Raw genomic sequence first — 22,408 nt, 5'->3', positions numbered from 1 at the left:
TCCTAAAACCCAATCAATTCGTTCAATGCAGGCAACTCCCAAAACTTGCCTCCGGCAACAACAGCACCGTCCGGGTTGTCGCGATTGTAAACCATCGTCCCATCAACGTGGTTCTCAAGCGCGAGGTAGTGACGTCCGGCGTTGTTCTTTAGAAAGTCCTTCGCTTCAGGTGTTAAAGTGCGCGCTGCAACTAGGATGGGTGCGTCATGCACACGGCATCGATTGATCAGCTTCGGATGAATATGGCTGTCGCGGAAACCGTAACCAATGCAGATAAATGCGCTAGCGGTACTCAGCACACGATCAGCGCCTTGAATCGCGCTTCGAAAGGGCTCGTCATGCGTCCGCTGATACTTGCTGACGCCGGGCGTGACGATCAGCGGCACTAAGCCCTCCGGCAGTTCACTCGTCATTGGCAGAGACATCACGCCCCCGTGCGGGTCTGAAAACCAGTCGAGAGAACCATGAACTTTCCAGACCGTCACCGTCCGAGCCAGATTCGCTCCCTGTTTGAATATCAGATTTTCCGCCCCATCGGTGCGACGCAGATAGCCCGGAAGAAACCCTGTGTTGTGTATGTAGCCACCTGTGTCAGTGGCATACTCGGCGACGCGGTCATAGTTTGTGGTTACAACATGGATGTTGCGGTTTGTACTTCGGAACAATCCAGTGAACAGGGAGCGGAGCGGAAAGATTGTCTCGGTCTTTATCGCTGACTTGAGGAGGCGATAGTCATCTTGAGCGATAAAATCCCAGGTGCTCCGGACAATCTTTACGACCAGCGAGTCGGGCAACGCCTTGTTTTCTAGCGCGGCTTCTAAGTGATCGCCCGCCGCCATGGCGGTTCTTACTAGTGTCCAAGCATCGATTTCCGGCCCTTCGTCCGCCTGCACGCCATCGCGGAGCCAAACTGCCAAGTCACCCATGCCGCGGATGCCATGCGGAATCGATGCACCGCTCCCCAGCACAATAACCGGGTTTTTCTGTGTACAACTCTGGCATTGCTTCGCGAGGTCTTCGAGTTTCACAGGTCTATTCACTCTTCAATAATGGCGCTTGGACTGGGAACGACTGAACCATGCCAGCATCAATTTGGCTACACAACGCGAAGGTGACAAACTGCCGCTGCTGTGTCGAGGTCTACTTCGGGGAAGCGTGCTGCTGTCACAGCCTTCAAGGAAAGCATCTGGTTAAGGCCGTACGGCCTCGATCCCGCAGGGCTGCGCTCCTGATTGCCATGTCCGCTAACTGCTCTCAATGCATCGCTTCTCATGGAGCTAGCGAACGGCGGCTATCGCCGATTGCCGCGGGTGCGATGCCGCAACCTCACCGGCGTCTATCCGCCCTCCCTATCGATGCTGCTGAAGCAAAGGCCGTGACTTCGCATCTGCGGCGAACGGCATCATTGTCCCGCATCGCTGCCGGTGACCAGACACCGATCCGAGCCCCATCACATCCCGAGCTATAGCCCTATGGCGACCCCCGGCTGTGCCGGGGCCGGGCTTTCGCTGCGCCCGAGCCGCGGGGCGCGCGTCCCGGTCCTTCGGGTATCAATCCCTGTCGCGGGGAAGGCTGCGCCGCCGGGTTGTCCAGCCCGAGGCCGCGCCGAGGGCCAGGGCAGGCTGACAGCGAGACGACATGGATCGAGCGTCAGCCTGTGGGCAACCCCTTCCCCCGATGTCATCCGCTGAAGAAGATCCCGGAGCGGCCCGCGCAGGCGCGCGGTCCAGGATGATCTGTGGCCGGGCCGGGGGCTCGACCGGGCAGGCCCGGCTCACCCCCATCCCGATGACTTTCCTGTTCGTTTTGTCCGCCACGCATCCCTGCGTCTGCCGGTCAATGGCCGAGCGCCGCGCGTGCCGCGCAGCGTCGTCCAGGCGGGCCGTGTCCTCGCCTGCGGCTCCGGGCCGCACCACCCCGCCTTCCCGAGCCATGACAGTCAGCCCCAGGGTCGCGGGCAGGGCTGCGCCCTTCCCGCTCTGCTTTCCGAAAGGCATGGGCCTTTCAGAAAACAGAACAGGAAGGTCCGCCCACCGGCGGAAAGGGGCAAAGACCCCGCCGCCCGTCGCATGAAAGGACACCACAATGCTGTGCCGTTTTGACAGGCTGTCGCGGGCCGATGGCCGCTGGCTCAAACTCTGGGCCTCATTTGACGCCAAAAGCGCCTATCTCGGAACCTTCACGCTCGATGAACTGCGGTCGAAAGCCGAGGAAGACGGCGCATGGATCACGGCACACAGCTATCTCTGCGCCGGTCAGCGGCTAGATGAAGCGGCGCTGTCGCAACCCTTCAACGGCTTGCCGTCCGACACCACCATCTTCGATTTCTCGGGCTTTCGCGTCTCGCCCGTCCGCGACATGGGTGGCAGTATCGAGGTTTGCGAGCCCGGGGAGCACGGTTTCTGGTCCGTCTATGGCTTTCACCGCAGCGTCGGGGAATGGCAGATCGTTCACGATGCCGAAGACGGCGAGATTGGCGAAGTGCTGGCGCACATCGTCGAGCTGACCGGAGAACTGGTCGAATATCGCGACCTGAGCCACGGTTACGCCAACACCCGCCTGCCGGACCTCGTGGACCTGCTGGCCGAACGCATCCATGACGAGATCCCCGGCTACGACGATCCGGCGGATTTCCGCGAGGATGATTTTGACGCCCACCCGCTGGCCGAGCTGCGCGAGCAGATCGCGGCGGCCCTTGACGCACGGAGGGGCTGATATGGGCTGGCTTGTCTATAACCACACCCCGTCCTGCATCCGTGATGAGATCGCCCGCCTGTGTGGCGGGGAGGATGACGACCGCCGCAGCTATCCGGTGCTGCTCAGCCGCAAGGGATCGGTCTGGTATGCCGCCGTCCGGTCGGAACCCAAACCGGCCGGACGGCGCGAGGACGGTCTGTGCCCCTATGGCGACTACGTCACCGACGCCACTGGCGGCTATGTCTTTGCCGCGATCTTCCTGACGACAACCCAGGGCGGGGGATGGGGCTACAAGTCGATGACCGAGGCAGCCGGCCCCACCGATGCCGCCGCCCACGCCCCTGAAAAGCTGCTGTCGCTGCTGTCAGAGACGGTCAATGACGATGCGACCGACTGGCGCCAGCGCTGCCGGTCCCATGCCGCAAAGGAGAGGCGCCCGCTCAAGCCCGGCGATGTGATCCGTCTGGCCGAACCCCTGCGCTTCACCGATGGTGCCGAGCTGCAAACGTTTCGGGTGGCCAGGATCCGGTACGGGCGGCTGAACCGCACCGTCTTCATCAGCACCGAAACCGGCGGCCACTACCGGATCAGCAATATCAAGACGCGCGACTGGACGCGCATCTGACCCTGTCCCGCCGCGCCCGACGGCGCGGCCCTCCCCTCGATCCCATTCCCGAAAGGCTTGCCTCATGGCCCATCCCGCCGTGACCGATTTCCTGCGCGCCCTCGATGGCTTCGACCGCTCGAAAACCCGCAGCGAGACATTCCGCATCTTCTGCGAGATGGCCTATTGCGCGCTGGCCAAGCGCGTCTCGCCCTGCCCTGAACAGCGCGACCGGCTGGAAGCCGATTACATGCGCTGCGTCGGGCTCTTTCCGAAGCCCGACGACGTTCGCCGGATGCCCGAGCTCCTGGGCATCGCCACGCTGGCCATCGCCGGCGGCGGGGTGGATTTCATCGGTGAGGTGGCAGGCGCGATCGGCGCATTGGATGCGCGCCTCGGTCAGTTTTTCACGCCCTACGAGGTCAGCCGCCTGATGGCGGAGATGTCCCTTGGCGACGTGGCAGCCCAGATCGAGGCCCAAGGCTTCATCACTGTGCAGGAACCCGCCGCCGGTGCCGGCGGCATGGTTCTGGCAATGGCTGATGCGCTGGAAGGTCAGGGCTTCGATCCCGCCCGACATGTCTGGGTCGAGGCGGTCGAGCTGTCGCGCTCGACCTTCCACATGGCCTATATCCAGATCGCCAGCCGAGGCATTGCCGGTCGGGTGATCCATGGCAACAGCCTGACGATGGAGTGTTTCGACAAGGCGTTCACACCCGCCGGGCTCCTGTTTCACGCCGCCAACAGGCATCCCTTCGCGCGGCAGATGGACGAAGCCCGGAGAGCCAAGGCCGCCGAAGCAGACCGACAAGCCCGCCGTCGCGAGCTGCTGACTGGCGGCACACCTGCCACTGCCCGCGCCTTCTGGACGTGATGTTGACGCCGAAACCGGCAGTGCCTATCCATTAATAAGGGTGACGGGCATCGCCCTTTTTCTTGAACCTTCCCCCTGTTCCTTCCGCGACGAAGGACACTCGGCCGCCCCTTGGGGCGGCTTCTCTATTGGGGGAGTATGTGTCAAGAGATTGCCGTTCCTTCGGTGGGTTTGCGGACTTTTCGGGCTTTCGCTGCGCCGTTCACGAAGGTCCGTTGCCCCCTCTTCTTTAGGGTGGACTAAGCATCGAGTAACGCATCGATCACCGCGCATTCTGGGGCAGCATCGCCGGTGCATCGCGCAACAGTGTCCGACAGGACGCGCTCGATGCGCTGCAGATCGGCAATCTTGGCCTGAACGTCAGTCAGATGATCTTCGGCGATGATCTGCACCTCGGCGCATGTCCGGGATCGGTCATCGACCAGCCCAAGCAGCCCGCGAACCTCTTCGAGAGAAAAGCCTAGATCGCGGGACCGCATGACGAATTTCAGCCGCTTGACGTGGGCATCGTCGTAGCTTCGGTAGCCCTTCGTACTGCGCGGCGGGTCCGGCATGATCCCGATTTTCTCGTAATAGCGAATGGTTTCCAGGTTGCAGCCCGTTGCGCGGGCCAAATCGCCCCGCCGAATTGATCTCACGCTTGTGTTACTCATTGTGCCGAAAAATCCCTTGAGCCTGTATCAACTACAGACCCTAGAACGGTGGAAACATCTGTTCAAGGAAGATTCGATGGAACAACATTTGGCGGAACTTCCGCAATCTCAGTCGCAGAAAATTGGCGACGAAACCACCAAGGGATGGGGCGTGACCGGCCTCGGCGTCCTCGGTGCGCTGGCGATGACTTCTTGCTGCATCCTTCCATTGGTGCTGGTCAGCTTTGGCGTGACAGGCGTGTTCATCGCGCAGCTCGGGGCGCTCTATGCCTACAAATGGTACACCTTCGCGCTGAGCGCCGCGTTTTTGGGATACGGCTTCTACAAGGCTTACAAGCCTGTAGATGCCGAGGCCTGTGCCGATGGCACCTGCGCCCGCCCCATCGACCGCCGCATCATGCGCGCAACCCTCTGGGCCGCTTCCGCGATTGTCGCTGTCGCCATGATCTTTCCCTACATCACCCCCTTCATCCTGAAATTCTGAACGAGGACCATGACCATGAAGCATCTCCTGTTATCCGCCCTGGCCATCGTCGCACTCTCGACCCCGGCCCTCGCTGAAGAGCGCCAGGTCGAGATCGCCGTCAGCGAACTGACATGCCCGTCCTGTTCGTTCATTGTTGCCAGCTCGATGCGCGGTGTTCCGTCGGTCGAGATCGCCGCATTCGAGGACGGCCCCGAATACGGGCAGGGTGTTTACAGCGTGACCTACGATGACGCCGAAACTTCCATCGAAAGCATCATCGGCGCGGTGACGGCCAATGGCTATCCGGCGCAGGTGCTGCCCGACACAGCCTCCTGAGCCGCCTGCAATGCGTGACAATCTCCTGCAATGCGTGACAATCTGATGGGTGGCCTGCTGGCCTTCGGAATAGCAGCTCCGGTCGTGGTCGTCTGCTGCGGCGGCGGAACTGCCGTGCTTGCAGCGTTGTTCGGCGGCGTTGGGGCTTGGCTCTCTGGAATGAGTGGCATTGCCGTGCTGGTTTTGGCGGGTCTGACCTACCTGATCGTCCGCGCACTGCGTCGTTCGCAAATGAAACGCGCCTCCGGCCCCGACCCATCACAAAGAAAGACGGCTCCTTGACTGACACACCTGAAAATTCCGACCGTCTGCTGAAATGGGGGCTTGGCGGTGCGCTCTTCGCCGCGCTCTGCTGCTTTACACCGCTTCTGGTCGTCATCGTCGCTGGCGTCGGATTGTCGGCCCTCACGGGCTGGCTCGATTACGCCCTGTTCCCGCTGCTGTTTTTCAGCCTCGCCGTGGTGGCACAGGCCCTTTGGCTGCGCGCTGGCAAACCGGGACCGGCCCCGAAACTTTGGGCCACCGGCCTCGCGGTGGCCCTGTCGATCCTGATCATTCTTCTCGAATTCAGGTTCGCAATACGGATCACAATCGGCGTTTTCGCCGCCACAGCACTCTACGCGGTTCTCCTGAACCGTGCGCAAAAGAAAGGATCGCTCTTATGATGATGGGATGTTGCACCGCCACCGGCATGGTCTTCGGCCTCCTCGGCATGTTGACACCGCTGATCGCCATCGGCGCGGTCATATATCTGCTCGCCGCCAGACCAAAAGACCCCGAACATGGCGAGGCGCGCTGAGATGAAAGACCTGAACAAAAACGACGATGAACAGGGCGGCTATGACCTGATCGTTCTTGGGGCCGGATCGGCGGGGTTCTCCGCCGCAATTACCGGCGCGGATGCCGGAAAGCGTGTCGCCCTCGTAGGACATGGCACCATCGGCGGAACTTGCGTCAACGTGGGATGCGTGCCCTCCAAGGCGATGATCCGTGCGGCAGAGGCCGTGCACTGTGCGGGGGCTGCCAAGCGGTTCCCCGGCCTGTCGGGACGGGCACAAGTGGATGATTGGCAGACGCTCGTTCAGTCCAAGGACGATCTGGTCACGACCCTGCGCCAGAAGAAATACGCGGACCTTCTGCCGGAATATGAGGATGTCGATTACATCGACGCCGGTCCCGCGCGGCTGATCGAAGGTGGCGTGACAGTCGGTGAGCGAACCCTGAAAGCACCGAGGACCATCATCGCCACGGGCGGGCGTCCCGTTCTGCCGACCATCGACGGCATCGAGGAAATCGGCGCGCTCAACAGCACCAGTCTTCTGGAACTCGAAGTACTGCCGAAAAGCCTGATCTTCATCGGCGCGGGCTACATCGGCGCGGAGCTGGCCCAGATGATGAGCCGCATGGGCGTGAAGGTCACGCTTGTCGCCCGTTCGCATCTGTTGCCCGGCGCGGAACCAGAGGTCTCGGAGGCATTGGCGGCGGCGTTCGAGGCCGAAGGCATCACCCTTCTGACCGGGTTAAGCTACGACACTGTGCGCCGCGACGACGCGGGCGTGACACTGCGCGTGATCCAGAACGGAAAGCCTGTCGAAGTGACGGCGGATCACCTCGTTTCGACCGCTGGCAGGCGGGCCAATACCAAAGATATGGGCCTGGACGCAATCGGCGTGGAAACCGACGCGCGTGGGTCCATCGTCGTCGGCGAGGACATGCAGACATCGGTGCGCGGCATCTATGCCGCAGGCGATGTGACCGACCGCGACCAGTTCGTCTATATGGCGGCCTATGGTGCAAAGCTCGCGGCCAAAAATGCGGTTCTCGGCGAAGACCATCGCTACGACAACGCCGCGATGCCCTGGGTGGTGTTTTCCGACCCGCAGGTCGCGGGCGTCGGTCTCGGTGAAGCCCAGGCGCGGGACGCGGGCCTCGACGTCAAGACGTCCATCGTACCGCTCGATCAGGTGCCGCGCGCACTGGCCGCACGCGACACGCGCGGATTGATCAAGCTGGTGGCGGACAGAAAGTCCGACCGGCTGCTTGGCGGCCAGATCATCGCGCCCGAGGGGTCCGATACGATCCAGACCCTCGTTATGGCGCTGAAGTTTGGCATGACCACAAAGGCGCTCGGGGAGACGATCTTCCCCTATCTGACGACCGTGGAAGGGCTGAAGCTGGCGGCGCAAACCTTCGATATGGACGTGGCAAAGTTGAGCTGCTGCGCCGGATGAAGATCAGGACAAGGACCGGAGAATGAATGAAGACTACGACCTGATCGTCATCGGGGCGGGCATGGCGGGCGTGGCCGCGGCCAACAAATGTGGCGCGGCAGGATGGCGTGTCGCCATTGTCGATGCGCTGCCCTACGGCGGCACCTGCGCATTGCGCGGCTGCGATCCAAAGAAAATCCTGCGGCGCGGTGCGGAAATCATGGACGCGGCACGGCTCATGCAGGGCAAGGGGATCGATCCCGGTGATCTGTCGATCAACTGGGCCGATCTGATGGCACACAAGCGTGGCTTCACCGATCCCGTGCCGGACAAGATGGAAAAGGGCCTGTCGGGCAACGGCGTCGAAACCCTGCATGGAGCCGCGCGGTTCACGGGAAGCAACACGCTGGAGGTCGATGGAACGGCATATCAGTCGGAACGGTTCCTCGTGGCCGCCGGTGCCATGCCCAGGCCGCTGAGCTTCACAGGGGCCGATCTCGTGATCGACAGCACGGATTTCCTCAACCTGGAGGCCCTTCCCAATCGGGTTCTTTTTATCGGTGGCGGCTTCGTGTCCTTCGAGTTTGCGCATATCGCCGCACGGGCCGGAGCCAACCCGATCATCGTGGATCGTGGCGCCCGGCCCTTACGCGGCTTCGATCCCGATCTGGTCGAAATGCTGATCGACCGCAGCGGCGGTATCGGCGTGGACCTGATGCGCGAAACCGAAATCGTGTCGGTCTCGGAAGCCAGTAGAGCATTCACTGTCGAGGTGAAGTCGGGCGATGAAACCCGAACAATCGAAACCGATCTGGTCGTGCATGGCGCGGGCCGTGTGGCAGCCCTGGCCGATCTGAATCTTGAGGCGGCTGGTGTTGATTACAGCGACAAGGGCATCGTTGTAGCCCCGCATCTGCAAAGCACGACAAACAGCGCGGTCTTTGCCGCCGGAGATTCCGCCGACACCGATGGCATGCCGCTGACGCCAGTCGCAGTGATCGAAGGGAAGGTCGCGGCCTCCAACATGCTCAAAGACACTCAGACCGCACCGGATTATGCCGGTATTCCTACAGCCGTCTTCACAGTCCCGGAAGTGGCGCGTGTCGGCATGTTGGAAAGTGAGGCAAGGGACGCCGGGTATGATGTCGATGTTCGGTTCACCGACACTGGCGATTGGTATTCGAACTACCGGATCGGCGAGACCTCTGCTGCCGCGAAGGTCCTCGTGGACAAGTCGAACGGCAAGATCCTCGGCGCGCACCTGTTCGGCCCGGAATACGGCGAACTGATCAATTTCTTCGGGCTGGCAATCAAGCTGGGCCTGGCGGCCAAGCAACTTAAGTCGATGACGGCGGCCTATCCAAGTGTTGGATCGGATTTGGGCTCGCTTCTCTGAATTTGAAAGATTTTTCGCAATAGACCCGATCCTCCTCGGAACGTATGTCTGGCCCGATGAAGACGGTTCTTATCTACTTCGCCGCTGCGCTGGCCGAAATTGCCGGATGCTTTGCTTTCTGGGCCTGGTTCCGGCTGGACAAGAGCGTGTTTTGGTTGGCACCGGGCATGCTGTCCCTTGCCGCTTTCGCCTGGCTAATGGCGCTCAGCCCCGCCGAACAGGCGGGCCGCGCCTATGCAGTCTACGGTGGCGTTTACATCGTATCGTCCCTGCTGTGGCTATGGGGCGTAGAAGGGCATCGCCCGGATCAATGGGATGTAGTTGGAGCGGTCATTTGCCTTGTCGGTGCGGGTATTATTCTCTGGGCACCGCGCAGTATTTGAGAGGCAGCCGCAGACGGGGTGAAGCGCTGAATCGTTCGATTAGATCGCCTTTTGGTTCACGCGTTCCGACAACTCGGCGCTGCTTTCCCTCCGCATCGCGGCTGCGATCAAGCAGGTTTTCTACCGCCCTCGAAAGCAGCGATACATCCTTTACGCAGCATCGGTCAAAGTGGGCTCTTCGCGTCGATTTGACCCCTTGGTAATACGACAGCCACCGTTGGGCGCCGGCGGCCAGAGAGATGCCCTCTTCCAGATGAGGCCGCAGAACAGCGGACTGGCGCTTCGCTTCCACTGTGCTTCTCTAGCCTGTCCGCAAGGGGATCGTTGAGAGGACGGCCAGCTTGCCCCTGTACAGGCGCGCTGAAGGCCAGCAAATGCTGGTAGGACAAAATCTCAGATGAATGGTCCGATATTTTTTGCAATGAAGGGGTGCCTACTGTTACGGATCAGGACATGACACATATCCTGATCGGCTACGCCCGCTGTTCCACCGACAAACAGGACCTTGCTGCGCAGAAGGGCATCCTCGCCAGCTTCGGGGTTGCCCCCGATCGCATCTACACCGACCACGGCTTTACCGGCACGAACCGCGCCCGGCCTGGTCTCGATCAGGCGCTTGCAGCCTTACGGGGAGGAGATACGCTGGTCGTGCCGAAGCTGGACCGGCTCGCTCGTTCTGTCCCCGACGCCCGTGACATTGCCGACAAGCTGGCTGCGCGTGGGATCAAGCTTCAGCTTGGCACCTCGCTCCATGATCCGACCGACCCCATGGGCAAGCTGTTCTTCAACATCCTCGCCACCTTCGCCGAGTTCGAGGCGGACCTGATCCGGATGCGCACGCGCGAGGGTATGGCGCTCGCCCGCTCCAGGGGAAAGTTGCGCGGCAAGAAGCCCAAACTCTCCGATCGCCAGCAAAAGGAGCTGCGACGGATGTATGACACGAGCGACTATTCGGTCAGCGACCTTGCCGAGGTGTTCTCGATCTCGCGGCCGACCGTCTACCGGACCCTGAGCCGCCAGGTCCCCGAGGCCAGCGCGGCAGGATGACCGGTTCGAGCCCACTTGACCGATGCTGCGCGAGAGACAAATGTCCGAGAAGCGCAGAAAGCAGAATTTTCAAAGTCATGCCCACGCCGCATCTAGAATGTTCCCGGCGCAACACACAGTTCCCGCCTCACTCCCGGTCAGGTCGACCCCACTGCTTGTAACGATCCAGCCAGTCTCCCTCACTTCGAGGACGAATCGCGATAGCCACTCCCCAAGGAATAATGATGGAGGCAAGCGCGTGGATCCAACTAGAGCCAGCTGCCACACTTGCAAATATGACAGTCACGAGGATAGAGAGCGTCAAGCCTACCTCTGGCGCCAGCCCCTCGAACCTTGAGGTAATCGCCTACTGCCAAAAAGATAGAGAAGAGTAGGCGACGAGGAATCCAACAACTATAAAAATAGCCGTGAGCAGCATGCTGAATCCCCAGAGTTGAATGTCGTTTCGATAGAGATGAAGCATAATTTCCCAGCAAAACATTTGCAAGGTAAGCAAATATGAAACTTTCGCCCACAACGATAGATGCTGTACGGCGGTCTATCAGCGCCCAAGAGGAGACATCGTTTCGCCTCAGTGAACCTCAGGGCGACGAAATCAAGAATGCCCTTCTGAATGGGGAAGCGCTGACGAATCCCAGACTGCTGGTATTGTCAGTTCAGGCGTTGGTGTCGTCGGGGCAAGCTCAGACCGCAGTTCAATCATTGCTGCACCTTCTTAACCCGCGGGCTCTTGCCGTGCCTACCGCTGCCGTTCAGCAAGCCTCTGGGTCTCTGGATATTTCTCTTTTTGAAGAGTTTCGAGAGGCAAACGCTCTATCTTACGAGGGTGCCTCGGAGTCACTGGAATATCTTCAGGCACAACGTCCAACCGACGCAGCCAGTTATCGAACGCTGGCTGGGTGGGTGCAAGCCTTAGCCCCCAATTTACTCAACACAGAGCATCAACCGCAGGCGGCTGAGGTCCTTATAGACTTTCTCGAGAGGCTGGATGACGTGGGACTGAAGGGTCTGAACGCCGAATCATTCACCCAGAACATTCTGCGCAAGTGCTTTACATCTCCTAGGGTTAGTGTTGATCTATCTGCTATTCAGAAGTTGCGTGATATAGCACGATCCGCAGCGACTAGGGCCCTGACTACTGGCCCCTGGCCGGCCCATATCGTTTTCCGGCTGAATGTTTTTGCGGGCCACCATGATGCTGCTGTTTCATACCTTTCAGCTCTCGATAGGAAAGCAGCATTAATTCCGACCCAGAATAACCTAAATCGTCTTATCAATGATCTAACCTGGGCACACGAGACCAGTTTAGATCAACATATCCTGCTTGCAGCAGAGCATGCCTTCTTTTCGATTGGTGAGCTGTTACCTTCCTCATATCAATACCTAGCCATGGCGACCCGGTTCGGGGACGCAGAACGTGCGCGCCGATGGATCGAATGTTGGGAACCCTATCCCGCCTCAGTGAATGCGAGATATCTACAAGCCAAGTTTCACCTGGCATTTGGCCAGTTTGAGAATGCCTTGAACTTCGCTCTTCGTCCATTAGGAGCATGGGCAGCTACAGTACCTGCCATCCAGAGTAGCCCAAGACGGGAAATAAAGAATATCGCCAAGCGCCTTCTTGGACGCCCGATCACGCCACCGATGGGCGTCGATGCTCGCATTCTATATGGGCTTATCCGAACCACCCAAGAGGCAAGGTTCCTGAAGGAATTGTCTGATTTTAGGGAGGCCAGCGGGAGCAAGGTATCACTAGTGACCGTTCCCCAGAAGACAACGCTTATCTTAGTTCCTAACCATCTGCACTTCTTGTCTCAGCTACCTGTCGTGCCACTTGAAAAGGCCCGACACGCATTCGGTGCAGAGATTGTTAGCTGTGTCAACGGGCTCTATCCTAGCTCGCCGAATCTATCGCCCGCTGCTGAAATTTTGCGTGATGCTTTAATTCCTCCATATTATTTCAGAAAGAATGCCCCATCTCATTCCGTTTCGAGCGAGTGGATTATTGATCCCTATAATAAATATATATCATTCCGTGGCGTAAATTATTTCTATGGAATTCACAATTCGCTGGGGATCATATTCCGCAGGTTTAGGCTCAATTATGATGATGCAGCCGTCCGACAGCAGCTTCGGCGACATTTGACGATGTTTCAGAGTATTCACGAGTTGTTTGGCGAGTTTGTTAACAACCTGGAGCCAGATAGAGAATATCGGTTTGTGGTAATTGGTCTGCAATTTGGTGTGGGGTATGCTTTCCGGAATTTGATAGCTGAAACCAAACTTCCTAATGTCCGAATAGTACATGCATCGAACGGCTTTGAGGGGTTTGATAGGAAGTGGGAGATCGACCCGGAGGGCAGTAACCCTATAGCATCTTACCACAGCGTTACTGATGTGACAGATACACCGAATCTTCCTTTGGGGTTCCGTCCAAGAAAAGAGGACTGCGTTACAACCCTGTTCGAAACTGAGGCTGAGTATCTGAAGATCAACGATGCTGTTGCCGCTTATGTAAATAAAGTTGACACGCGTGCGAATAATGCGACTGTCCGGCAGCGTGATCCCAACCGGCCTCGGAAGATCGTGATGCTTGGTACCGTTCTTCCAGATTTGTCAATTCCACAGGACAGCGGGTTTGTGCATCAGGACATAGCGCATTGGGTGAGGGACACCGCTGAAATCGCGAGAAAGGCAGGAGGGACGGTAGAGGTTGTTGTCAAGCAACATCCAGCCGAACTGAACCCCAAGATCGGCTTTTATGTCTCGGAAAAATTTGTTGATCTGTTACCGGATGATCGGCCTGATAACATCGAGGTGCTTCCCTATGCTGCAGATTTCCACGATGCGGTGTTGAACGCAGACCTGGTTGTCATGTGGTCGGGAACATCCGCTATTGAGCTCGCGCTGATGGGTGTGCCCTTTATTTGCTGCAGTAAATTTGCCGAAGAGGAGTATGCATTAGGAACGCCAGCTCCTTCCAGCCACGATGACTACGTTAACATGCTGTTGGGATCCGTACCGGTGAATTCTTCGGAAGCTCGCCTCAAGGCCATCGACATTGTGCATCGGACAACCTGTTCCCCTCTTCGGGAGCGATCATCCTGGCCGAAGCGTCAGTTGCTTAATGCGCAGGCATGGCCCCCTCGATTGGACCTAGATTCTGCTTTGGAGGATCTAACGTCCGGAGCAACACAGCGTCTGGCGAAGTCCCTCGTTGGATTTCCATAGGACAGCCAATCAGATCACGAATAATGGGCAGAACCGCGACATGGCGAGTCTTCACCGGACTCGCACGGGTCGTAACGGCCCGGTTGGCACCGCCTGCCTGAGTTTGGGCTGATCGACTAGCCCTGTTGGCGACCCCCGGCTGTGCCGGGGCCGGGCTTTCACTGCGCCCGAGCCGCGCGGGGCGCGCGTCTCGGCCCTTCGGGTATCAATCCCTGTCGCGGGGAAGGCTGCGCCACCAGGTTGTCCAGCCCGAGGCGGTGCCGAGGGCCAGGGCAGGCTGACAGCGAGACGACACGGATCGAGCGTCAGCCTGTGGGAACCCCTGCCCGGATGTCATCCGCTGAAGAAGATCCCGGAGCGGCCCACGCAGGCGCGCGGCCCAGGATGATCTTTGGCCGGGCCGGGGGCTCGACCGGGCAGGCCCGGCTCACCCCCATCCCGATGACTTTCCTGTTTGTCTTGTCCGCCACGCATCCCTGCGTCTGCCGGTCAATGGCCGAGCGCCGCGCGTGCCGCGCAGCGTCGTCCAGGCGGGCCGTGTCCTCGCCTGCGGCTGCGGGCCGCACCACCCCGCCTTCCCGAGCCATGACAGTCAGCCCCAGGGCCGCGGGCAGGGCTGCGCCCTTCCCGCTCTGCTTTCCGAAAGGCATGGGCCTTTCAGAAAACAGAACAGGAAGGTCCGCCCATCGGCGGAAAGGGGCAAAGACCCCGCCGCCCGTCGCATGAAAGGACTGTTGCCATGCTGGCAGCCGATACATTTGCCGTCGATTTTGTCTGCACCGCCTGCGGCGCGACCATCAGCGCGCTGACCAACCCGAGCCATTGCCCGCAATGCGAGGCCCCGGCACCCGATCACGGCTTTCCGACCGCCGAGGCGGTGAAGATCGCCGCGCAGAACGACCGTTTCCGCAGCACCTGGGGCGCTGATTTCACCATCCCGGGCCGGATCGTCATGACGCGCGGCGTGGCCGCCCTGCCCTGTGAGGCACAAGTGGCGATCATGGTCGCGGTCATGCAGTTTTCCGGGTTCACCGGGGATAACGACCCCTGCCGCACCCATGATTTCGGCATCGTCACCGTGGCCGAAGGCGAGGGCGAGGTCCGGCTCTACTGGAAGATCGACCTATACGACACGGAGCTTGCATACGGCTCGCCCGACCCCGCCGACCCGAAGGTCACGCGCCGCGTCCTGACCATCATGTTCCCGTCTGACTACTGACACCGGGATCGGCCCGATTGCTCCGGTCGGGCCGAGGCCGAGGCTGCCCTGCGGGCTCATGGGGAGGGGCGGCCAACGTCCCCCCAACCACCAGACAGCCGAAAGGAGGTGAGAGAAACGAACGACTGGCTTGAACAGCGCATCGCAGAGGCGTGGGCGCTTATCAGGAAGGGCGGACATTCCGCAAAAATCGGCCGCGCCTTCCTGACCCAGCACGGGGCCATCTAGGCCCGTCCGGCCCCACCCTCATGGGGGTGGGGCACCCATACCACAAAACCACTGTCGCAAACAAGGAATGACCCCATGAAACAGAGTGCCATTGAACAGGCCCCGATCCAGTATTTTCCGCTTGATCGGCTGTACCTGTCGCCGATGAACCCGCGCGAAGATGTGGACGCCGACGGCATCACCCTTCTGGCCCAGAGCATCCGCGCCGCCGGTCTGATCCAGAACCTCGCCGGGCATCTGGACGCGGAAGACCGCGTCGGCATCGTCGCCGGTGGCCGTCGCTTGCGCGCCATCAGCGATCTCTCGCCGGAAGACCGGGCCGAGGCCGGTCTGGCCGAAATCCCGGTGCGGATCGCCCCCGACGAGGCCACGGCCCGCGCATGGGCCAGCATCGAGAACACCGCCCGCGAGGCCCTGCACCCCGCCGATGAAATCCGCGCCTATGGCCGGATGGCCGGGACCGGCAGCGACGTGCCCGCCATTGCCCGCGTCTTCGGCCAGAGCGAGGCCCATGTCTATCGCCGCCTGGCGCTGGCCGCCCTGCCCGCTCCGGTCCTCGATGCGCTGAAAGCTGGTGAGATCACCCTTGAGATCGCCAGGTGCTTCACCGTCGCGCAGGACGAGGCCCTTGCGCTCGATGTGCTGGCCGAGGTGCGCGGCAAGGATGTGTCCGCATGGCGGATCAAGCAGGCCCTGCAACCCGAGGCGATCCAATCGACCGACCGCCGCGCGATCTATGTCGGCCTCGATGCCTATCAGGGTGCAGGCGGCACCCTCACCCGCGATCTCTTCGCGGATGAGGTTTTTCTTGCAGATGTGGCACTGCTGGATCAGCTCTTCGCCGAAAAGCTGGCGATGGATGCCGAGTTGATCGGCCAGGGCTGGAAATGGGTCGAGACGACCGAGGATCAGTCTATCCCCTACGAGGTCACCTCGAAGCTGGATCGCCTCTACCGGGTGGAGGGCGAACTGACCGAGGAAGAAGCCGAGCGCTATGATGAACTGGCCGAACTGGCCGAGGCCGAGGTGCTGGACGAGGCCGGGCAGGCCGAACTGGAGGCGCTTGAAACCCTCGCGCAAGGCGCGTTCACCGAGGATCAGAAGGCCCATGCCGGTCTGTTCATCTTCGTGAACCGCGAGGGCGAACTGACCGTGCAGGCCGCCTTCGTGCGGGTCGAGGATCGGGACGCCGCCATCGCCGCCGAGGTTCTGACCGGCCATGCCGCGCAGCGTGGCAACACCGACCGCGCGGACAGCGCCCCGAAAGACCCGATCAGCAACGCGCTGCGCGACGATCTGAACCGAGTGGCGGCGGGCGCGCGGCAGCACGCCATGCTGCGCGATCCCGATCTGCTGATCGACCTTCTGGCCTACCAGTTGAGCCATGCCCTGCAATGGCGGACCCCGTTCGGCCTCTCGACCAGCGAGGTGCCGAACTGGCCCACGACCGAGGCCGAGGGCTATGTCCTCGATGATCGGCTGACCACCGAGGCACCGACGGACATGTATGGCAATGACCTTGCCAAGTCCTTCCGGGCGTGGCGCAAGAAGGGCCCTGATCATGTGCGCGGAGAACTGGTGCGGATGCTGGCCAGCCTCTATCGCGGCGGGTCGGAAGAGCTGATGGCACTGGTGGACAAGGAGACGGCCCCGTCGATCCGCGAGGTCTGGACGCCGACCGCCGCCAATTTCTTTGGCCGGGTCGGAGGCCCCTACCTCAACGAACTCTGGCGCGATCTGCTGGACCTAACCGAGGATCACCCGACTGCCACCAGTTTCGCCAAGATGAAAAAGGCAGAGAAGGCCGCGAAGCTGGAAGCCCTGTTCGGCAAGCCCGAGACGCGCAAGGCCCATGGCATCACCGAGGCCCAGGAGGCCCGCATCGCCGCATGGCTGCCCGCAGGCATGGCATGATCGACAGCGGGGCGCGCGATCCGCGCGCCCCGGCCCTCGCCTGATCCCCATTCCTTCTGCGACGAAGGTTCACCTGGCCCCCGCTTCGGCGGGGGCACTTTTATGGGAAACGGCGATGGTGGTGGTCGCGGTGGGCCTGTTGACCGGGCCGGCCCCGGACCTGGCCGAGGCCAACCCGGCCCGGCGCTTCGCGCGGAGCCGCACCTGGCGGCCCGGCGTCCCGGTCGGATCGACGGCCTTATGCGTCGTCCTCGTCGATCAGCATCAGCGCGCCATCGGCCAGCGGGCGCTGCAACTCGCTTGCCGCGATCCCGCCCATCCAGGCATCCCATTCCGCCCGTTCTGTCAGGATCACCGGCATGGCCTTCGGATGGACCGGCTTCACCTCGGCATTCGGCGCGCAGGTCAGGAAGGCATAGAGATCGTCAGTCGTCTGGCCGTCCTTCACCTTGCGTACCGAGGTCCAGTCCCGCACCTCGATGCCGGCGAAGAACATCGGCCTGTCGGGATCGGCAGCGGCAAACCACTGGTTGCCCCTGCCCTTCCCTGCCGGCTCCGCGAAGGCCGTGACCGGCACGAGGCAGCGATTGTCCCGGCCAAGCCAGCGGCGCCAATGCGGAGAAGACAGGTTGCGCACATTCGTCACGCCCGGATCGCGTTCCGTCTTGAGCGCGAATTTCGGCGAGGGCAGACCCCACCGGCTTTGTACCAGCTCCAGCCCATCACTGCCGTGCCGCACAATGGCGCCCATCTGGTCGGGATAGACCCGGCCCGGTTTCAGGTTGCCGGCCCGATCGGTCAGCCCGTCAACGATGCGGCGCATCGCCTCTTGTGTCGTTGTGTTGCTATAAAGGTTACAGATGTCCTTAGACCTTTTCGTCGCGCCAGATCCACTTGGTGATCTTCTTCACCGGCCGCCTGACCGTCAAGCCAGATGCCAGTTCCGAGGCCGCCGGTATCCGCCAGCGCATCACCATGTATTCGCCTGTCCGGCAATGCGCGCAGCCCCAGGGCGGCCTATGCGCCTCGTGGAACGGATCCTCGATCACCTGCAGCAAGTCCGCGGCCCAATAGTTGACCTGGCGACGACAGCCGTTGCATCGCATGGTGATCAGCATGCCATCGCGCGCGCAGTCGCTGATCGACCGGTTGGCAAGTTTATTCGAGGATGGGACCGCCGGCATCATGAGAACATACAGAGAACACGCAAGGCTCGTCAATCGGCGGAATGTTCCATATTTGTTCTTGTCCGCGACAAGCCGCCAAGTCTTGATTTCCGAGCGGGTCTGTATAGCATCCGACGAATGGATGTGAAGATGCGGTGGCCCCGGAAGTGGCAGCGTCCGGGGCCACCGTAACCTGCCCCCACCACTTGGTTCTGCCGTTCCATTGAATGCGCCTCAAACCGGGTTCTGAGCCGATCCCAAGTCCAGCCTCGCGGTTCAACGCTGTGACCGTTTGGCCTTCACCAGATTGTCATCGTCGCTTTCAAGCGCCCGGTCGGCTGTCGCCTGATGGTCGATCAGCTCGATCAGCGCGGCATAGATTTCGAGACGCACCCATCCCGCCAATTCCGCCTTCTCAACGAGCGCCAGAAAGCCTTTTTCCAATTCTTGCTGGCAGTCGAGGTCGCGATCGGGATAGGGCCCAAGCTTACGCGGGCCGGGGAGATCAGCGTGCAGTTTGCTCCAACCCATCTATCGCTGCCCCCCGGTCTCTGACCGCCACAGTTCTTCCCCCTCCGGCGTGCGCAGGCTTCGGATTGTCACATGCGGCGCGACCGGCGTCTGCGCTAGCGTCGTCAGCGCGTAAAGAACGCGCTGGCCCTGCCCGGGCGGCAGCTCAATGTCGTCCCCCGCTGCCGTCTCGACAATCAGCTTTCCTTCAATCGGTAAAACCATGACCCTCACCCCAAGATCAGTCTGCCTGAAAGGCACATCCCCATAAGTAGCGGAATATCATGGACCTTTGCACCAGCATACCGGCTCAATGGCAAAGAAGGTTAATGTTTCGCAATCCCGGTTCGCGCCGCCCAAGGGCGGCGCGAACAGCAAGCGCGCGGGCGCCGGCAACTGAAGCCAGCAACGCGGACCTTCCTGCCGTTCGCTGCACGTGCTCAGTTTACGCCGCAACTGCGCAGCGAACGGCAGGAAGGTCCGCATTGCCGACATTCGCTGCACCTGCGAATAACTCAAGCCGATAACTTGAAAGCAGACATTCGTAACGCTTTCCGTTTATTACATTCCCTCAGACGGAGGCACCTCTGAAGCCAGCAAGGATCCATCCCAAGTAAACCGACTGACGACGCTGGTTCCCCATAGGCGTTCAGTCTTCGTCTCCGGCATCCCAGGCATCAATAAATCTCTTCAATGCCGCGTGACGCGCACTCCCGTCTTCGGATGCAGCTAGCAGCGCTTCGACCCGCGTTCGAAGCGCCGTCGTGTCGAAGAAGCGCTCGAGCGACTCAACGGAAACTCGGTCCCGCCTTACACTTACCGTGTCTCCAAGGCTGCCGCCAAAACCGCCCATCCCGGTTACCCAACTCTCGGAAACGAAGGACTTTGAGAATGCCTCCACAGCGTCATCTTCCCCCAAACGCTCCATACACCAAGCCTTTGCAAGCTCGTGACCATCTTTTCCTGCCAAGTCATCCCAGCGGTAAAGCACCCTTAGGAAATGCTCGTATTGTAGAAGTGTACCGTCACCCGCCGCCTTGGTGATCTTTTCCAGCGCCATCTCGCGCAACTTGTCGGCATCGTCCTCAGTTGTAAGGCATCTGTCTTCAGGTTCGGGTGGTTTGCCTTCCCGTGGATGATAATCGCGATAGGCGGACTCGGACAGATCGACCAACCAGCCAACACCGGCCTTTTCAGAAGCCTTCACAATAATGTCGGATCTTTCCGCGAGCGAAGTTCGGCCCCAAAGCAACGCCCGCAAGGTCCAATGAGTCCTTAAGTTATTGTTGGCGATAGCGAAGCCACCACGTTCTTGATCTTTCTCAGTGTCAATTTGGTCATGTATCGAGAACAAGCCAGCCAAGAATGGCACCGCGTTTTCGATGGGGATGCTTTTCGCGTGGGCATTGAGCTCATCCAGCAAGACACTCGCGCGTGTTCCATGTCCGTTTGGTTTTGGCGTCCTGCTCGCTTCTAGAAGCGATGTAGAAACGAAATCCGCGTCGCTGCTGTTTTGGATAACCGAGCGAACTTCTGCGGCGCTAATGGTCTCGTCCGACAAAGAAAACCGGAAGTATGTATCAAAGTGCTTTCGTGAGCAGGCCCGCCGTTCTCTCTCCCAGTCCTGATAAACGGATGAGTCATAGCTCATGTTGCCCCAGACTCTGTCGAGTGCCGGGAACAACCGGCGGAGTGCCTGTTTCATGGCTTCCCGCTCTTCACCAGAAAACTCTGGAACGAACAATTCTTCATACGTTGCAGCCACCGCGTCATGCTGCCGGTATTGGTGATCCAATCCACCGTTTGTTAGTCTGTGCTTGTTTGCTTTCAGCGCAGCGTACACTCTCGGTTGTTGCACGCGAAGCGTTTCCAAAACCAGGAAGTCCACCGGATCGACCTCCCCGGCTACAGCCTGCCAGGATATCCGCAAGGTGTTCGTGACGCGGATCAAGTCTCTAGGGGATTTGATCTGAGGGGAAACCGCATCGTGGAAAAAGTTCCAGAAATGTCTCGTTTCGGGCGTTTCCTCGTCTTTCCAAAGATCGTTTAGGAATTCCAGAAGGATATTCATTAGACTCGATTGTGGCGGGAGTGGTATGTCAAATCCAGCTTGAACGATCTTCTCCAGATACTGTGGTCCTTCAGAAGGATACCTTTGCGATACGATGCTATCGGCAATGTCGCGGTCATAGGCGAGAAGATACATGACTTTTGGCAGGCGTCCGACCGACTTGACTAGGCGAAAGACCAGCAGTGCTTCTTCCGGTGATAAGCGGTCAATATCATCGATGACAATCAGATAGCGCTTATCGCATTGATTTAGAGCTTCCGACACTTCCGCATGGAATGACTCAACAGTCTTATCCTGTTTGATAAGGTCAGCCAAAAGGTTCATACCGCTGGACGCAGCGCCACCGATGCCCGGCGCGGCAAGATTAATTGCAGCTCCCACAAACGAACTTGAGCCGCTAAGAATCCGTGAGCCAAGCTTCGAAACAGCGTCTTTCGCCTTCTCGACGTCTGTTTGCTCCATGACACCATAGAGTTGGCGAAAGAACTCAAGAGCAAGAGCTTCCTCGCCTTTGAACCACCAACAATTGAAGTTGAGAACTTCGATGTCTTTCGCCTCAGGTTCGGTCGCGAGGTGATGTTTGATCAGGTTGACTATGCTGCTCTTACCCGTACCCCATGGGCCGTGGATCGCGACGACAGTACCTTCCGGTTGCTTGTTTCCGGCAATGGACGTTGCGATTGCAGAGGAGAAAGTATCGAACCCAAACTTGTCATCTTCGGGTTTCTCGATTGGTTTGTCGTCGAAGTGTTGGTTTCCCTTCCTCGAAACGGCTTCCTTCATAATAGTTTCGCTCTTTTTCGGCGCACGGTCCTTCCTGAACCATCCTTTCCATAAAGGCATTTTTCGATCTCCTCTGGAAGCCGAGGTGAATAGTGCGGCATCGCGAATCGAGTGTAAAGTCAACCCCGCAAGTGGCTTGTACGGCTGACAGCCGACTGGCTTGGTTCTGGGGAATTACTGAGTGTCTTTCTGGGAGGGGCATTCCAGCGGCGGTCAATTGCCTTCTTGGGCAAGGTCCGGATATGCGAACCGGGCCCATAGCAACAGGCCACATCATGAACGTCCGCTCCGGTGAAGGTTTTCCGATGCGGGTCGCGTTGGAACGCTGCTCATTGGCGCGACCACGACCCGCGTTGGAAAACCTCCCAAGGTGGAAGCCGCGGGGGTCTTGGATCAGGCTATGGGGAAAATGCGCGAACGGTCGCGGCGGCGGCTGCATCCGGGGCGCGGCTGATGGCGAGACTGGTGCCGGATACGGTCTCAAATCCGGCTGATGCTCCCAACAAGGCGGTGCGCTCTGGACATACTGCCGCCTTGTGCCGGGTTGGAAGTAGACGAGCACGCGCTGTTCGGACCGGGTCTGCGGAGTGTAGCCGGTGCTGTTTCGTGACGGATGACGG

Annotated in this window: 21 protein-coding genes; 15 read left to right on the top strand and 6 right to left on the bottom strand. The window is 60.0% G+C overall.

Features of this window, described 5'->3' with window-relative positions:
• Window positions 1-2: 2 nt before the first annotated feature.
• Complete coding sequence (locus Q1A36_RS16340; RefSeq protein ID WP_299846409.1) at window positions 3-1,028, bottom strand: SIR2 family protein; 1,026 nt, start codon at window positions 1,026-1,028, stop codon at window positions 3-5.
• A gap of 1,057 nt (window positions 1,029-2,085) precedes the next feature.
• Between Q1A36_RS16340 and Q1A36_RS16335 the strand changes: the two genes are divergently transcribed.
• The 3 genes from Q1A36_RS16335 to Q1A36_RS16325 all read left to right on the top strand — a co-directional run bounded on the left by Q1A36_RS16335 (window position 2,086) and on the right by Q1A36_RS16325 (window position 4,175).
• Window positions 2,086-2,715, top strand: a complete 630-nt coding sequence (locus Q1A36_RS16335) for a hypothetical protein (RefSeq protein ID WP_299846407.1) — start codon at window positions 2,086-2,088, stop codon at window positions 2,713-2,715.
• Between the two features lies 1 nt (window position 2,716).
• Window positions 2,717-3,322, top strand: coding sequence for a hypothetical protein (locus tag Q1A36_RS16330; RefSeq protein WP_299846405.1), 606 nt, complete (start codon window positions 2,717-2,719; stop codon window positions 3,320-3,322).
• Window positions 3,323-3,386: 64 nt separating this feature from the next.
• Window positions 3,387-4,175: an N-6 DNA methylase gene (locus Q1A36_RS16325; RefSeq protein ID WP_299846403.1), complete on the top strand. Its 789-nt coding sequence runs from the start codon at window positions 3,387-3,389 to the stop codon at window positions 4,173-4,175.
• A gap of 239 nt (window positions 4,176-4,414) precedes the next feature.
• Here Q1A36_RS16325 and Q1A36_RS16320 read toward each other — a convergent pair whose 3' ends face one another.
• Complete coding sequence (locus Q1A36_RS16320; RefSeq protein ID WP_153218054.1) at window positions 4,415-4,828, bottom strand: helix-turn-helix domain-containing protein; 414 nt, start codon at window positions 4,826-4,828, stop codon at window positions 4,415-4,417.
• A gap of 16 nt (window positions 4,829-4,844) precedes the next feature.
• On the opposite strand from Q1A36_RS16320, the gene Q1A36_RS16315 reads away from it, so the two are divergent.
• The 12 genes from Q1A36_RS16315 (at window position 4,845) to Q1A36_RS16260 (ending at window position 17,258) form a co-directional block, all read left to right on the top strand.
• Complete coding sequence (locus Q1A36_RS16315) at window positions 4,845-5,312, top strand: mercuric transporter MerT family protein (protein ID WP_232816718.1); 468 nt, start codon at window positions 4,845-4,847, stop codon at window positions 5,310-5,312.
• Between the two features lie 15 nt (window positions 5,313-5,327).
• Entirely contained in the window at window positions 5,328-5,630 is a 303-nt protein-coding gene (locus tag Q1A36_RS16310) for a hypothetical protein (RefSeq protein ID WP_040545980.1), read from the top strand.
• A 30-nt stretch (window positions 5,631-5,660) separates the two neighbouring features.
• Window positions 5,661-5,912 (top strand): hypothetical protein, encoded by a 252-nt coding sequence (locus Q1A36_RS16305; protein ID WP_072629817.1) that lies wholly within the window; start codon window positions 5,661-5,663, stop codon window positions 5,910-5,912.
• Window positions 5,909-6,295, top strand: coding sequence for a mercury resistance system transport protein MerF (merF, locus tag Q1A36_RS16300; protein ID WP_007803570.1), 387 nt, complete (start codon window positions 5,909-5,911; stop codon window positions 6,293-6,295). Before Q1A36_RS16305 ends, merF begins: the two co-directional genes overlap by 4 nt.
• Window positions 6,292-6,429: a hypothetical protein gene (locus tag Q1A36_RS16295; protein ID WP_007803572.1), complete on the top strand. Its 138-nt coding sequence runs from the start codon at window positions 6,292-6,294 to the stop codon at window positions 6,427-6,429. Before merF ends, Q1A36_RS16295 begins: the two co-directional genes overlap by 4 nt.
• Window position 6,430: 1 nt before the next feature.
• The gene (merA, locus tag Q1A36_RS16290) at window positions 6,431-7,861 is read left to right on the top strand and encodes a mercury(II) reductase (RefSeq protein ID WP_057796628.1); all 1,431 of its coding nucleotides are present in this window, start codon (window positions 6,431-6,433) and stop codon (window positions 7,859-7,861) included.
• Between the two features lie 22 nt (window positions 7,862-7,883).
• The gene (locus tag Q1A36_RS16285) at window positions 7,884-9,236 is read left to right on the top strand and encodes an NAD(P)/FAD-dependent oxidoreductase (RefSeq protein ID WP_017467591.1); all 1,353 of its coding nucleotides are present in this window, start codon (window positions 7,884-7,886) and stop codon (window positions 9,234-9,236) included.
• Window positions 9,237-9,292: 56 nt separating this feature from the next.
• Window positions 9,293-9,619, top strand: a complete 327-nt coding sequence (locus tag Q1A36_RS16280) for a YnfA family protein (RefSeq protein WP_299846392.1) — start codon at window positions 9,293-9,295, stop codon at window positions 9,617-9,619.
• A gap of 453 nt (window positions 9,620-10,072) precedes the next feature.
• On the top strand, window positions 10,073-10,666 hold the full coding sequence (locus tag Q1A36_RS16275; protein ID WP_299846389.1) for a recombinase family protein: 594 nt from the start codon (window positions 10,073-10,075) through the stop codon (window positions 10,664-10,666).
• Between the two features lie 498 nt (window positions 10,667-11,164).
• Complete coding sequence (locus Q1A36_RS16270; protein WP_299846387.1) at window positions 11,165-13,897, top strand: hypothetical protein; 2,733 nt, start codon at window positions 11,165-11,167, stop codon at window positions 13,895-13,897.
• Window positions 13,898-14,636: 739 nt separating this feature from the next.
• Window positions 14,637-15,116 (top strand): DUF3768 domain-containing protein, encoded by a 480-nt coding sequence (locus tag Q1A36_RS16265; protein WP_299846385.1) that lies wholly within the window; start codon window positions 14,637-14,639, stop codon window positions 15,114-15,116.
• A gap of 303 nt (window positions 15,117-15,419) precedes the next feature.
• Window positions 15,420-17,258 carry a ParB/RepB/Spo0J family partition protein gene (locus tag Q1A36_RS16260; protein WP_299846383.1) on the top strand — a complete coding sequence of 613 codons (1,839 nt, stop codon included), beginning with the start codon at window positions 15,420-15,422 and terminating at the stop codon, window positions 17,256-17,258.
• A gap of 238 nt (window positions 17,259-17,496) precedes the next feature.
• Here the strand turns inward: Q1A36_RS16260 and Q1A36_RS16255 are convergent, their stop codons facing one another.
• From Q1A36_RS16255 to Q1A36_RS16240, 4 genes are all read right to left on the bottom strand, one after another.
• Window positions 17,497-18,120 (bottom strand): SOS response-associated peptidase family protein, encoded by a 624-nt coding sequence (locus Q1A36_RS16255; protein WP_366141601.1) that lies wholly within the window; start codon window positions 18,118-18,120, stop codon window positions 17,497-17,499.
• A 4-nt stretch (window positions 18,121-18,124) separates the two neighbouring features.
• Window positions 18,125-18,376: a hypothetical protein gene (locus tag Q1A36_RS16250; RefSeq protein WP_299846380.1), complete on the bottom strand. Its 252-nt coding sequence runs from the start codon at window positions 18,374-18,376 to the stop codon at window positions 18,125-18,127.
• A 324-nt stretch (window positions 18,377-18,700) separates the two neighbouring features.
• Complete coding sequence (locus tag Q1A36_RS16245) at window positions 18,701-18,955, bottom strand: hypothetical protein (RefSeq protein ID WP_299846378.1); 255 nt, start codon at window positions 18,953-18,955, stop codon at window positions 18,701-18,703.
• 628 nt (window positions 18,956-19,583) lie between these two features.
• Window positions 19,584-21,848, bottom strand: coding sequence for a P-loop NTPase fold protein (locus Q1A36_RS16240; RefSeq protein WP_299846376.1), 2,265 nt, complete (start codon window positions 21,846-21,848; stop codon window positions 19,584-19,586).
• Window positions 21,849-22,408 lie beyond the last annotated feature (560 nt).

Origin of the sequence: uncultured Paracoccus sp. (genome assembly GCF_947487305.1) — a bacterium.
GTDB lineage: Bacteria > Pseudomonadota > Alphaproteobacteria > Rhodobacterales > Rhodobacteraceae > Paracoccus.
Note: the sequence above shows the minus strand (reverse complement) of the source record. Positions and strands in the feature narration are given on the sequence as shown.

What these genes read in the sequence shown, in the direction of transcription:
- Q1A36_RS16335 (WP_299846407.1), top strand. Translation starts at nt 2,086, where the DNA reads ATGCTGTGCCGTTTTGACAGGCTGTCGCGGGCCGATGGCCGCTGGCTC.
- Q1A36_RS16330 (WP_299846405.1), top strand. Translation starts at nt 2,717, where the DNA reads ATGGGCTGGCTTGTCTATAACCACACCCCGTCCTGCATCCGTGATGAG.
- Q1A36_RS16325 (WP_299846403.1), top strand. Translation starts at nt 3,387, where the DNA reads ATGGCCCATCCCGCCGTGACCGATTTCCTGCGCGCCCTCGATGGCTTC.
- Q1A36_RS16320 (WP_153218054.1), bottom strand. Translation starts at nt 4,828, where the DNA reads ATGAGTAACACAAGCGTGAGATCAATTCGGCGGGGCGATTTGGCCCGC.
- Q1A36_RS16310 (WP_040545980.1), top strand. Translation starts at nt 5,328, where the DNA reads ATGAAGCATCTCCTGTTATCCGCCCTGGCCATCGTCGCACTCTCGACC.
- Q1A36_RS16305 (WP_072629817.1), top strand. Translation starts at nt 5,661, where the DNA reads ATGCGTGACAATCTGATGGGTGGCCTGCTGGCCTTCGGAATAGCAGCT.
- Q1A36_RS16295 (WP_007803572.1), top strand. Translation starts at nt 6,292, where the DNA reads ATGATGATGGGATGTTGCACCGCCACCGGCATGGTCTTCGGCCTCCTC.
- merA (WP_057796628.1), top strand. Translation starts at nt 6,431, where the DNA reads ATGAAAGACCTGAACAAAAACGACGATGAACAGGGCGGCTATGACCTG.
- Q1A36_RS16285 (WP_017467591.1), top strand. Translation starts at nt 7,884, where the DNA reads ATGAATGAAGACTACGACCTGATCGTCATCGGGGCGGGCATGGCGGGC.
- Q1A36_RS16280 (WP_299846392.1), top strand. Translation starts at nt 9,293, where the DNA reads ATGAAGACGGTTCTTATCTACTTCGCCGCTGCGCTGGCCGAAATTGCC.
- Q1A36_RS16275 (WP_299846389.1), top strand. Translation starts at nt 10,073, where the DNA reads ATGACACATATCCTGATCGGCTACGCCCGCTGTTCCACCGACAAACAG.
- Q1A36_RS16270 (WP_299846387.1), top strand. Translation starts at nt 11,165, where the DNA reads ATGAAACTTTCGCCCACAACGATAGATGCTGTACGGCGGTCTATCAGC.
- Q1A36_RS16265 (WP_299846385.1), top strand. Translation starts at nt 14,637, where the DNA reads ATGCTGGCAGCCGATACATTTGCCGTCGATTTTGTCTGCACCGCCTGC.
- Q1A36_RS16260 (WP_299846383.1), top strand. Translation starts at nt 15,420, where the DNA reads ATGAAACAGAGTGCCATTGAACAGGCCCCGATCCAGTATTTTCCGCTT.
- Q1A36_RS16250 (WP_299846380.1), bottom strand. Translation starts at nt 18,376, where the DNA reads ATGCTGATCACCATGCGATGCAACGGCTGTCGTCGCCAGGTCAACTAT.
- Q1A36_RS16245 (WP_299846378.1), bottom strand. Translation starts at nt 18,955, where the DNA reads ATGGGTTGGAGCAAACTGCACGCTGATCTCCCCGGCCCGCGTAAGCTT.
- Q1A36_RS16240 (WP_299846376.1), bottom strand. Translation starts at nt 21,848, where the DNA reads ATGCCTTTATGGAAAGGATGGTTCAGGAAGGACCGTGCGCCGAAAAAG.